Source organism: Aneurinibacillus sp. UBA3580, from assembly GCF_002375825.1.
In the GTDB taxonomy this organism is placed as follows: Bacteria; Bacillota; Bacilli; order Aneurinibacillales; family Aneurinibacillaceae; genus Aneurinibacillus; species Aneurinibacillus danicus.
Window position 1 is genome coordinate 6955 of record NZ_DFMZ01000110.1, and the last position, 11996, is coordinate 18950.

Genomic DNA, 11996 nt, shown 5'->3' on the forward strand with positions numbered 1-11996 from the left:
ATAAGGAATGCCGATCTGGGCGCAAACCCGACGCACATCTTCGTAATCCTCTTCGGCCGTACAGTGGCCGAATTCATCTGTATCATCCCAATTCTTCATAAAAATCCCGATAACATCGTATCCTTGTTGTTTGAGGAGCAGAGCGGCGACAGAAGAGTCCACACCTCCGGACATTCCCACGACCACTCGTGTATTTTCAGGTGCTTTATCCATCTATACCAACTTCCTTGTTTATTAATTGAATAGCAAAGAATTTGCTTCAGCTTTTATTATACTAACAAATATTCAGCTTTACAAACAAACGAAAAGGAATTACAAAGCAGGATTTGCTTCCGACAAGCCGGACGCCAGTGCCGCTCCTCTGGCAATTGCCTGTGCTACATTATCCAAAAAAGCAAGATTTTTTAACCGCAGCGCGTCTTCTGTCCGGTCAATAAACCCGCATTCCAGAAGAATGGCCGGCATACGGGTACGGCGCAACACTGCAAAATTTGCCGTCTTCTTTCCCCTGTCAGGCAGTCCCGCGCTATGAAAAACTCTTGCCACTTCACTATGAAGAATGCCCTGGCGCCGGCCGGCTTCCCGGTTGACCACGCAGGGAACGATATAGCTCTCGAAACCGGTTCCCCTCCCAGCATTAATGTGGATAGAAACAAAATAATCCGCATGCAGGTTATTGGCAAAATCGGCGCGTGCATTCAAATCCGCTGCTTTGTTAGAGTGAAACACTCTGTCGTCGTTTCGTGTAAGACGTACGTCTGCCCCCCTCACCCGCAGATAATTGGCTGCCCGCTGTGCGATAGCTAATGTTAGGTCTTTTTCCCGTAAATCGTTGCCTACAGCCCCCGGGTCGTGACCACCATGTCCGGGATCAATAACTATAACTTTTATCATGTTCTTATCCTCCTCACCTTATTCTTTTTTCTCTTTTATACACATGAATTATCCTTCTACATAACATGTACATAGGTCTTTAAAATCACCCAGCCCTGAAGACTGGCCTTCTTCATAAAACCATAACCTGATTAAATTTTCAGATAAATAGTGACTTTTATCCTATCATATGGTACAATCAAGCAAACCAGCTCCATCTTCCATACTTTTGCCAAAGGAGGTCTTCATGCGAAAGAATCCGCACACTTCTTTATTCCGTTCTGTAAAGACTTTCAGGGAATACAAATGGTCATTTATGCTGGGAAGTCCGATTATCGGGCTGTTTCTTTTTATCTATGTGATTAATTCTCTTGCTGAAACTCCTCAACACCCAGAGAAAAGCGAGCGTGTGCTATTGTCATCTGCCGCGCTTACATACCATACCTTCTCATACCATAGCGGAGAAGTCTCAGCAAAAGAATTAGTGCCGCTCGGCCTGGCGCCGGCGGAGACAACCAGGGGCATGGAGGTCACCGCTGTACAGAAGCGCCAAACCAACCGTGCGCTCGTTCGGAAAAAGAAACCGGCCCGCAGTACCACAATGAAGAAAGTACAGGAAGGCATGGTATTTACAGCAAACGCTTCCGGTTATACCGGTCCCGGCACAACCAAGTCCGGCACAAAAGTGCGCCCCGGAATCGTGGCTGTTGATCCCGATTATATCCCGCTCGGAACCGTTCTCTGGGTGGAGGGATATGGAGAATGCCGTGCGGAAGACACGGGCGGGGCCATCAAAGGCAACGCAATTGACCTTGCTTTCTCCACCACGAAAGAGGCTCTGAACTGGGGAAGACGAGATGTACAGGTAAAAGTAATCAGCGTACCCAAATAAAACTTTCCAGGTACAGGCATTCTCTGGAAGCAAAAAACTGCCGCCGCTTCTCTACACAGAAGCAGACGGCAGTTTTTCACGTTTTATGCAACAGGAAAGGCAAACAGCAAATCGGTAACAGCCTGCCTTACTTCTTTCGGGACCGGACTGCCGGCCGCTTTCGCATGTCCGCCGCCGCCAAAGATGGCGGCAACCTCTCCCAGATTTATCTCTTCTTTAATCGTACGGTAGCTGATGACACGCGACAGGTTCACAATAGCAATGAAGTCAAGCTCCGGGTTCAGTTCCGCCAATGCGTTACCCAGCTCGGAAATATATTGTTCGGCAAATACAATGCCCGCTCTATAGCCATGGATAGTCTGCACATAGATATCTTTCGCTTTTCCTTTTATGTATTTTTCGATTTTTTCCTGTTCAATTTCCAGAAGCATCGCTTCCGTATCCGTGAAATTCGGAGAGCAATCCGCTGTAAAACGCCGGAAAAATCGTTCCCGTCCGAGAATGTAAAATAAGTCATTCAACTGCTTCGCATGCTGGTTTCCGTTCTCTTTCCAGTCCCATGTATCATACTGCCTTACCAGTTCAACGTATCTCATCAACTCTTCACTGTTCGCAAGAAATCCCGCTTCCGTCAAGTATGTATGAAAAAGCGTCGTGCCGCTTTCTCTCACGCCGTCTTTCTCTACCGTTACCTGCGCCCATTCGTACCGGTTGAGCCAATCCGCAGTCTGGTGGTGGTCAAGCAGAAGGAATTTACTTTTATAACGTGCCCCCATCCCTTCAATCCGGGCTGCAATTTCTTCGTTTACCGAAATATCGGTGATAAAAACTTTGTCATATTTATCCAGATGCAGTGTAAGAAACTTGCCGACTTTATCATTGATATCATCGTAACTACAGTAATCGATCTGGATATCATCTCCAAACGCCAGCTTCCCTAGAATACCACAGCTGACGCCGTCCGTGTCGTTATGCGTAAACAGCTTTACGGCATGAGGTCTTGTCTCGCGCGCCTTGCTTCGCCCCGGCTCGCTAAACAACGTATCGAGATTATTCGAGCGAATTTGGACTTTAATGCCCATACGCTCCGCCCGCGCGAGAAATTCCTGCATGCTCGAATTTGCTTGTGACTTCATGTTATTTTGCACCTCATATAAAATTAAACCGCTTATGTCAATTATAACAGCATTCCGCCGTTTTGCCTCCTGCTGTTTTTAATGTAACCAAAACGGGTAACTTTCTTGTAGAAAAAGGATGTGGTAGATAGCCGGCATAAGGAACCCTGGGCATGCTGTCATGGTAAGTCAATTTACCACCTTTAAAGAATTGGATGGAATTGCTACAATTATTATTGGTTTCCTAATAATTGGCGTGGCATTCCGTTTTGGCTACGATAATATGCTTGGCTTAATCGACGTGGCAGCCCCCGTATTGTCGAAGAAAAAATCGTCAATATGCTGCTGAAGAAGCCGGGCATCACCGATGTCACGCTGGGCATCATAGAAGATAACGGTGTCAGAGACTGGAAACCAAAGAAACTAGATGAAGTGGAGTAGAAGACATGGCGACTATTCGCAAAACGCTTTTGTGGCTCATCATTCTGGCCCTTGCAGTATTCATTATCCCGTATGCTATTCCGTTTGTTCTGGCGCTCTTAACCGCAATTTTTCTTGAACCGATTGTCAAAGCGCTGATGCGCACCCTGAATGTGAGCCGCCTCGTGGCTGTAACGCTGACGTTCCTGCTGTTCTTTGCTGTGTTCGGCCTGGGCGGATACCGGATCGGTTCCATCCTTGTGGTACAAAGCGTAGAATTGTCGGAGAGACTTCCCGCATTCTCCACGAAAGTGATGGAATTTTTTGAGCAATCTATGTGGAAATGGGAGACGTTCGCGGGTTCACTCCCTTTTGATACTGCGACAACTGTTCAAGATGTAGTGGCAGCATTGAAAAACTCGGCCACCAACGCTGCCACTACGATAACCAAAGTGCTGCTTGGCGGTGTCGCCACGATTCCGGGCTTTCTTATCGTGTCTATTATTTATTTGGTAGCGCTGTTCTTAATCAGCCTTGACCTGCCTCGCCTGCACCAAAACTTCCTGAATCTGTTCACCGATTCGGCGCGGGAGAAGGTAGAGCTGGTCATGACCCAGTTGTTTCGCGCAACCGTCGGATTTCTTCGTGCACAGGTCATTCTCAGCCTGCTTACATATGTGCTGGCATTAATCGGTCTGCTCATTCTGGGAGTGAAGTACGCGCTTCTGCTTTCCTTGATTATTGTGATTGTTGATATTCTCCCGATTCTTGGTACCGGATCATTTCTTGTACCATGGGCGCTATACAGCTTCGCCACTGGCGATTCGCGCCTTGCGATTGGGCTTATTATCTTGTTTATCGTCATTACGGTTATCCGGCGCACAATTGAGCCGAAGGTGCTCGGATCAAGCCTCGGCATCAGTGCGCTGGCCGCGCTGATCAGCCTGTATATCGGCTTTCAACTGCTCGGCTTTATTGGATTAATTCTCGGTCCCGCACTTGTGATCATTTTCGAATCTCTGCGCAAAGCCGGATTTCTCAAATTCAAAATTCATTTTTAAAAACAAAGAAAGAGCCGCCATCCTGCGCCAGCGGCTCTTTCTGCTCTTTATTTTTTCTCGGTTTTTTCGTAGTAGACCGGGTTATACTTTTCGATAATTGGCTTGATCTTTTCAAGATCGATACCTTCATTAGCGGCAGCTTCTTTATTAACTCCAAGATTCAGCTCTTTCGGGAAGCCAACCGGGATATCACCTGGTTTTGCTTCGCCTTTCAACACTTTCACCGCCATCAGACCTGTTTGATAGCCAAGATCATGGTAATCCGCCCCGAAACCGGCGAATCCTCCATTACGTACCGAATCCATTTCGCCTACAAACATCGGAATTTTATTTTTTTCCGCTACCTGCACAATCGTTTTCAGCGCCGCAACCGCCGTGTTATCCTTCGGCACATAGATAACATCCGCTTTACCTACCAGCGAGTCGGCCGCCTGCTTAACTTCCGTGGTGTTGCTAGCGTTTACCTCTACCGCTTTCATTCCGTTTGCCTGGAGCGCTTTCCTGGCGTTCTCTACATTCACCACAGAATTCGCTTCACCGGAATTGTAGATAATGCCTACATTCTTCGTATCCGGCTTCAGCTCTTTAATCAGCTTCACAAGCTTTGTGATGGTCTCCGGATGGGTGTCGGAGTAACCGGTAACATTTTTACCCGGCTTCTCCAAATTGTCCACCAGCTTGGCGCTCAGCGGATCGGTAATTGCCGTAAAGAAAACCGGGATGTCGGTATTCTGTGTTGCCTTTACCATTGCCTGCGCACTCGGCGTAGAAATGGCCAGAATAGCGTCTTTCTTATCAGCCGCAAATTTCTGCGCGATAGAAGCGACTGTGCTCGGGTCTCCCTGTGCAGATTGATAATCAATTTCGGCGTCTTCGTAGCCGTTATCTTTCAGCGCTTTGATAAAGCCTTCACGGGCGGCATCGAGAGCCGGATGCTCAATGATCTGCGTAATGCCGATTTGTACTTTTTCCTTGGCCTGTCCTGCTTTTTGCCCGCCGCTTGAATCTTGCTGCTGATCGGATGTCGTCTTAGCGCCGCAGGCCGCCAATAGCAGGCACAACAAAAGAAACCATACACCCAGTGTGCGCGATCTCTGTTTCATGAATAACTCCCCTTTTTAACTTGTTGTTTTTTTCTGATAATTTATTATACACTAACTCTGTATTGCTTTAAAAGATGAAAATCTTGCCCGGGTTTAAAATGTTATGCGGATCAAGCGTTTGCTTCATTGCATACATAACATCGAGCGCGTCACCGTGCTCTTGTCGCTGATATTTCGCCTTGCCCAGACCGACACCGTGCTCTCCCGTACATGTGCCGCCCCGACTCAGCGCATAGCCTACAATCTCCGTATTCACCGCCTCCGCCTGTTCCAAATCGGCGGGATTGTTCGGATGTACCATCAACAGCGAATGAAAATTCCCGTCTCCGACATGTCCGACGATACCTCCGACCATGCCCGTTCGCTCGATAAGCTCCCGTGCGTGGTCAATGGCGCCTGCAAGCTCAGAGAGGGGCAAACAAACGTCGGTCGTCATTGCTTTCCTGCCCGGATATCCATGCAGAAACGCATAGGCCAAGTGATGACGTGCTTCCCACAATGCCGTTTGTTTCAGTGAATCGGTTTCAAATAGGAAGTCGCCACAACCGTGATCCTCTACAATTTCTCTCGCAAATGCAATGTCACAGGCAAGACCTGCTTCGTTCCCGTGAAACTCAAAAAATAAGGTAGGAAACTCCGGATAATCCGTTCCTTTATACGCATTTACCTGCCGAATAGAACGACCATCGATAAGCTCCATGCGTGCAACCGGAATGGCGGCTCCCATAATCGCGCAGGCTGCTTCCACTGCGTTCGCTACGGCCGGAAAACTGGCCCGTGCCGTAACAGACGCTTCCGGAATGCCATACAGACGCAGCGTGAGCTCGGTAAATATGCCAAGCGTTCCCTCCGATCCGATGAATAATCCGTTTAGATGATAGCCCGATGATGATTTTGCAGCCATACTGCCGGTACGAATCACCCTGCCATCCGCCAGTACTACTTCCATATCCCGCACCTGGTCACGCATAACGCCGTAGCGTACCGACGTCGTCCCGCTTGCATTCGTTGCGGCCATCCCGCCAATCGTCGCATCGGCTCCCGGATCTACCGAAAAGAAGAGACCGTATTTCTTCAATTCTTTATTCAACTGCATACGGGTTACCCCCGGCTGCACACGCACAAGAAAGTCCTGTGGCCGCACTTCAAGCACCCGGTTCATCAGCCCAAAATCGAGTGAAATACCGCCCTGCTGCGGAATAACCTGCCCTTCCATCCCGGAGCCGACGCCGAATGGAACAATAGGAACACGATGTGCATTAGCCCACTCGGCGATTCGACTTACTTCTTCTGTCGTTTTCGGAAATACCACCACATCCGGAAGGCGCGGTGTATGGTATGATTCATCTTTTCCATGCTGCTCCAATACGTTTGGATTGATCGTGACACGGTCAGCATCAATCATCTTTCTTAGCTCTCCCGCAATATCATTCGTTATTTTGACGTCTGATCCCATTTCTTTTTCTTCTCCCTCTCCGTTATGCCATCTGCATCCAGGCCCGCTTGTTGCGCCATGCTACATCCACTTCGGTACCAAAGAAGCTGGATAAGTTCTCTGCATTCATCAACTCCTGTGTAAGACCCGCGCCGTATACCTGCCCTTCCTTCAAAAGCAGTACATGGCGAAAAACAGGCACAATCTCTTCAATATGGTGAGATACGTAGATCATCGTCGGCCCTTCCGGCTGGCTTCCCATATCTTGAATCCGCTCCAGCAGTTGCTCGCGCGCAAAAATATCAAGTCCCGTAGCCGGCTCGTCCAGAATGAGCAGCTTAGGCGAGGCCATTAATGCTCTTGCAATGAGCACACGCTGTTTCTCTCCCTGCGAAAGGCTTTCATATATGCGTTTTTCCATCCCCAGGCATCCCATCTGCTCAAGCAGTTGGTATGCTTTCTCATAATCGGCCGCTTCTGGCTCTTCGTAGAGCAATCCCATGGAAGCCACCTTGCCGCTTAGCACGATATTTTCCACCGTTTCGTTTTTATACAGTTTCTCCTGCATGGAAGAGCTGACCCAGCCAATGGACTGGCGCAGTTTACGCAAGTCATATTCGCCAAACTTCTTGCCCAATACACTCACTTCGCCTTTTGTCGGCCACATATATCCGTTAATAATATTAAGCAGCGATGTTTTCCCTGAGCCGTTCAACCCCATAATGACCCAGTGCTCACCCGATTGTACGGACCATGTCACATCCTTCAATATATATGTATTGCCACGCTTCCAGCTTACATTTTTGATGTCAATTACCATGTTCCTGACTCCTTTTCTCCCGTTAATTTTCATATTTTCTGAAAAGTATAGAATCATACAATCGTTTTGTAAATACAAAAACCACTGAACCATACAGTACGGTGGTGCAACCGCAAACTATGATTTTAAAATCGAGCGGATAAATACTGTCGTCTCTTTGGCCAAATCATACTCTTTCACTTCAGTGTGATCATAGGCGAATTTATCCCGCTCAGACGATCCGGTTTCTTTAAATACGCGGACTAAGGGACGTGACGGCAATCCTTTATGCTGACCGACTACTACTCCGATTTCTCCGGTGCTGAGCTGAACGGAACTCCCGGTCGGATACATGGCAATCGAACGCAAAAACTGAATAACAATGTTATGGTCGAACTTCTTACCGGCCAACCCCATCAAATATTCGTTCGCCTGATACGGCAGCAGCGTCGGCTCCGGCGCAAAAGGGGAAATCAAATTATCGTAGAAATTCGTAACGGCCACAATTTTTGCGTATTCATGAATTTCTGGCCCCTTAAGGTTGCGCGGCTCCCCTGTCCCGTCCACATGCTCATGATGCTGCAGGGCGATATGCGCGCTTGATAGACTCAACTCATGGCGTTTGCGCAGTACGTTAAAGCCGACCCAGGCGTGGTGATCTCCCTCCTGGCTATACCGTTTGAGCGGATCGTCCGTATTTTTGATAACCTTTCCGATATCATGCAGCAGAGCGCCCAGAGCCAGCTCTTTAAGCTTGGTGACGCTGTATCCCAGATTGATGCCGATAATGGTAGACATGATACAGACATTCAATGAATGGATAAAAAGATAGTTGTCTTTTGTGCGAATATCATCGAGATTGAGCATTACATCTTTCTGTGCCAGAATCTCTTCAATGATATTCGTCATCGTTTTGGACACGGCCGTTGTGTCAAAGTTTTTGCCTTCCTGTACGCATTCCAATATATTGGAGACATGAGAAATCGCTTCACGGCGCGTTTCCTCTGAAACTACTTCTTCCACTTTGATGTCTTCAAATCGGCTGTCCTCTATATAAACCATGGTGACGCCGATGCGGTGCAGCTTATTTACCATTCCCGGCGTCAGCAACACTCCCTGGCTCAGCAGCGTTCGTCCGTCACTTGCATAAATGCTTTTGGCCAAAACCTGCCCCGCTTCCAGGCTATCTAAACTAACATGGCGCATGTCTCTTTCTCTCCTTCGACTTGTAAACTCTGTAAGGACTGTATATTCATTACTATTATAACGCAGAATAGTATGTCATCCAGTCACAATATACTGTGACTACCAGATACTTTTGCTTTTCAGGATGCGAAAGGCAAGAAAAAATGATATGCTTATGCCGATATTTCTGAGAAGGAGACTATGTCCTGTATGAAACGATTAGTAACCTGGTTTTTAAACGGCCTGCTCGTAATGGCGCCTATCGGCATTACCCTCTATATTCTGGTCTATATCTTCAAGCTTGTAGACAGTCTCGGCAAGCAAATTCTACTGTCCATGAATTTGCCTCCGATTACGGGATTGGGTGTCATAGTCACGGTTACGCTTCTTATCGCCATCGGATTCATAAGCCAGCTCTGGCTGAGCCGCAAGCTGCTTGAATGGACGGAGCGATTAATCGCGCGTTTTCCCGGCTTAAAAACAATTTATAGCATGGTGAAAGATACTATACATTCTCTTATTGGAGAAAAGCGGGCCTTTTCTCAGGTTGTGCTTGTTACGCACGAAGACGGAGGAAAACGGATTGGGTTTCTCACTACGGAAGACGTTACCGCTTTTCATCTGCATACGTCTTATATCGCAGTCTACGTGCCACATGCACTGCAGGTCAGCGGTGAGCTGCGTCTCTATCCGCGCGAACGGGTGGAATTTATCGATACACCGGTTGAAGAAGCGATGCGTTTCTGCCTGACCGCCGGTGTTGCTTCAAAAAAAGAAGAAGGAGACATGCCAGGTTAACCGGCATATCTTTTCTGTGAAAATCGTGAGGAAAGAAGGAGAGGAAAGAGGAAAGAAGATCCAGGGAAGAAAAAGGCGTTCGCCTTTTTCTACATTAAAATCCTCTCTTCATTCTTTCCTCTCTTTTCCTTCGTACCTCAAAAGTCAGCCGCCCTTCTCCTCATTTTCATGTCGGGGTTGCGGCTGAAAATCCATTGAGATTTTGCGACTTCTCTCATACCTTTCCCCCTCCTCCATACCTATGTCCTATTATTTAAAAACACTACCATAATATGTTTTATATTACTAAATAAAGGGGTAATGTAATAGAGAAAAATTATATATTATAAAAGGGGGAAGGAGTCACATGGCTCGCGTGGATCTTATAGAAAAAAAAGTATCCGCCAGAACTCTCATCAGTCTTCTCTTGGTCTTTTGTTCCTTATTATTTTCCTTGCTGTCTTTCTTCTCTTCATTTACATCATACAGTACGTTGCTCGTTTTTCTGGAATGGGGCACAGTGCTAACCGGCCTTGTATTGGCAGCTTCGACCATCGCGCCTATCCGGAAATATCTGGCCCATAATTCATTTTTCCTGGAGCTTTCCATCACAACCATTGTGCTGGCCTGTCTGGATTTGATTTGGATTATGTTTACGTCTTACATTCTTTCTATTTTAAATTAGAATGAAAAAAAGACGAGAGTTGAATGTATAAACTCTCGTCTTTTTTTCATGCAATATAGCAGGTAACATTTAATATTTCAAAATTACAAACTTTCGATTCATATGCGGAAAAGAGTTGTAGGCAGATAGGTTGGTTGGTATAATTTTCTAAAATATAAAAAAGAAATAAAGGAAAGAAATGGCGATGGCCGATCCGCTGTTGCTGTCTTCAAAGATTCAGCACATGAAACCGCTGCCTCTGCTCGGCAGCGGCAGCGTCGATTACGTCACATTAAAACAATGGGTAAAGTCCTGAGAAAGGAAACGAATGATGCGAATCCCACCGCTGCAAGCTCTGTATTTTACACAGTTTCTGTCCGCTTTTGCGGACAACATGATTATCTTTATCGTGCTTGCCATCATGCGCCAGGAGGGGTATCCCGGTTTCTATATCGGGCTGGTCCAATCAGCGTTTCTGCTGGCGTATGTCGTATGCGCTCCATTCGTCGGGCCATTCGCCGACCGTAACGCCAAGTCCTGGGTTCTGCTTGTGGGCAATACCGTCAAAGCTATCGGCATTCTTCTGATGATGACCGGACTCTCACCGGTACTTAGCTATCTGGTGGTCGGTATCGGTGCCGTAACATACAGCCCGGCCAAATACGGTATTCTACCCGAGCTGACTAACAGCAAAGAGGCTCTGCTCAAGGCAAACGGCAAAATTGAAGGATATACAATTTTTGCTATTCTCGCCGGGTCAGTAGCGGGAGGGATGCTTGCGGAATACTCGCTGTTCTGGTCGATGGCCGTCTGTATCGGACTATACCTCGTCTCCATCGCCGGAACATTCGCAATCCCCAGGACGGGAGGCAATTCATCCATTCGCTATAACCGAGCGCTTAGGAACTTTATTTCTGATGTGAAGCTGTTCTTCTCGAATCCAAAATGCCGGTTCTCCCTGGTAGGTACCAGTTCATTCTGGATGTCATCCACGGTGCTCCGCTTTGCATTTATTGCCTGGATTCCGCTCATGCTGGGCATCACGTCGCTGGACAAAATTTCGATGCTTGTCGCTGTAACGGGCGTAGGTATCATTATCGGCTCGCTTGCGACCCCGTATTTAATCCCGGCGCACAAGTATTATCGCTCATACCTGTATGGCCTCATGATGGCTCTCCTTGTCGTTGCTTCGGTTTTCATGTCCGATCTGTATCTGACAATTGCGGTGCTGATGGCGATCGGCTTTATGGGTGGCGCATTTATCGTACCGATGAATACGGTGCTGCAGGATGAAGGACATAAATTAAGCGGGACAGGGAAAGCAATCGCAGTACAGAATTTCATTAACAATACGATGATGCTGATCGGCATGGGCATCTATACAGGCGCAACCAGAGCAGGCGTCACCGCTCCCGTCTCGATTGTGACGGTCGGTCTGGTTCTGCTCGGTTTCGTGCTCTATCTTCATTTCCTGAAGAAAAAGCTGATAGCTTCGAGCGTACTCTCCATCGAAAGCACCGGTCGTACGCTATAAAAAAACCACCATGGCATCTCAGCCGCAACCCCGACATGAAAATCGTGGGAAAGGCGGCTGACTTTTGTGGTACGAGGGAAAAGAGAGAAAGGAATGAAGAGAGGATTTTAATGGTGAAAAAGGCGAAGGCCTTTTTCT

The 11996-nt window shown here is 47.4% G+C and carries 11 protein-coding genes and 2 pseudogenes; 6 read left to right on the forward strand and 7 right to left on the reverse strand.

The window, feature by feature from the left end; all coding sequences use genetic code 11:
• Together B2899_RS15395 and B2899_RS15400 are read right to left on the reverse strand one after the other, a co-directional pair.
• Positions 1-213, reverse strand: a pseudogene (locus tag B2899_RS15395) (tRNA 2-thiouridine(34) synthase MnmA); the annotation flags it as partial.
• A gap of 99 nt (positions 214-312) precedes the next feature.
• The gene (locus B2899_RS15400; RefSeq protein ID WP_286886955.1) at positions 313-894 is read right to left on the reverse strand and encodes an N-acetylmuramoyl-L-alanine amidase family protein; all 582 of its coding nucleotides are present in this window, start codon (positions 892-894) and stop codon (positions 313-315) included.
• Positions 895-1120: 226 nt separating this feature from the next.
• Here B2899_RS15400 and B2899_RS15405 point away from each other — a divergent pair, with 226 nt between their 5' ends.
• A complete protein-coding gene (locus B2899_RS15405) occupies positions 1121-1765 on the forward strand; it encodes a 3D domain-containing protein (RefSeq protein WP_286886956.1) in 645 nt (214 codons plus the stop codon).
• A gap of 83 nt (positions 1766-1848) precedes the next feature.
• Here B2899_RS15405 and B2899_RS15410 read toward each other — a convergent pair whose 3' ends face one another.
• Complete coding sequence (locus B2899_RS15410) at positions 1849-2901, reverse strand: DHH family phosphoesterase (RefSeq protein ID WP_146808155.1); 1053 nt, start codon at positions 2899-2901, stop codon at positions 1849-1851.
• Between the two features lie 154 nt (positions 2902-3055).
• Between B2899_RS15410 and B2899_RS18510 the strand changes: the two are divergent.
• Both B2899_RS18510 and ytvI read left to right on the forward strand, forming a co-directional pair.
• Positions 3056-3321 (forward strand): annotated as a pseudogene (locus B2899_RS18510) (cation transporter); the annotation flags it as partial.
• Positions 3322-3326: 5 nt separating this feature from the next.
• Entirely contained in the window at positions 3327-4361 is a 1035-nt protein-coding gene (ytvI, locus tag B2899_RS15420) for a sporulation integral membrane protein YtvI (RefSeq protein ID WP_286886958.1), read from the forward strand.
• Positions 4362-4408: 47 nt separating this feature from the next.
• On the opposite strand, the gene B2899_RS15425 is transcribed toward ytvI, so the two are convergent.
• The 4 genes from B2899_RS15425 to B2899_RS15440 form a co-directional block, all read right to left on the reverse strand.
• A complete protein-coding gene (locus tag B2899_RS15425) occupies positions 4409-5464 on the reverse strand; it encodes an ABC transporter substrate-binding protein (RefSeq protein WP_286886960.1) in 1056 nt (351 codons plus the stop codon).
• A 67-nt stretch (positions 5465-5531) separates the two neighbouring features.
• A complete protein-coding gene (locus B2899_RS15430; RefSeq protein WP_414631787.1) occupies positions 5532-6869 on the reverse strand; it encodes an FAD-binding oxidoreductase in 1338 nt (445 codons plus the stop codon).
• Positions 6870-6942: 73 nt separating this feature from the next.
• On the reverse strand, positions 6943-7719 hold the full coding sequence (locus B2899_RS15435; RefSeq protein WP_146808159.1) for an ABC transporter ATP-binding protein: 777 nt from the start codon (positions 7717-7719) through the stop codon (positions 6943-6945).
• A gap of 117 nt (positions 7720-7836) precedes the next feature.
• Complete coding sequence (locus B2899_RS15440) at positions 7837-8904, reverse strand: HD-GYP domain-containing protein (protein ID WP_286886965.1); 1068 nt, start codon at positions 8902-8904, stop codon at positions 7837-7839.
• Between the two features lie 189 nt (positions 8905-9093).
• Between B2899_RS15440 and B2899_RS15445 the strand changes: the two genes are divergently transcribed.
• From B2899_RS15445 to lplT, 3 genes are all read left to right on the forward strand, one after another.
• Complete coding sequence (locus B2899_RS15445) at positions 9094-9681, forward strand: DUF502 domain-containing protein (RefSeq protein ID WP_170230073.1); 588 nt, start codon at positions 9094-9096, stop codon at positions 9679-9681.
• Positions 9682-10027: 346 nt separating this feature from the next.
• Positions 10028-10345: a hypothetical protein gene (locus tag B2899_RS15450; protein WP_286886968.1), complete on the forward strand. Its 318-nt coding sequence runs from the start codon at positions 10028-10030 to the stop codon at positions 10343-10345.
• Positions 10346-10652: 307 nt separating this feature from the next.
• Positions 10653-11858, forward strand: a complete 1206-nt coding sequence (lplT, locus tag B2899_RS15455) for a lysophospholipid transporter LplT (protein ID WP_286886971.1) — start codon at positions 10653-10655, stop codon at positions 11856-11858.
• Positions 11859-11996 lie beyond the last annotated feature (138 nt).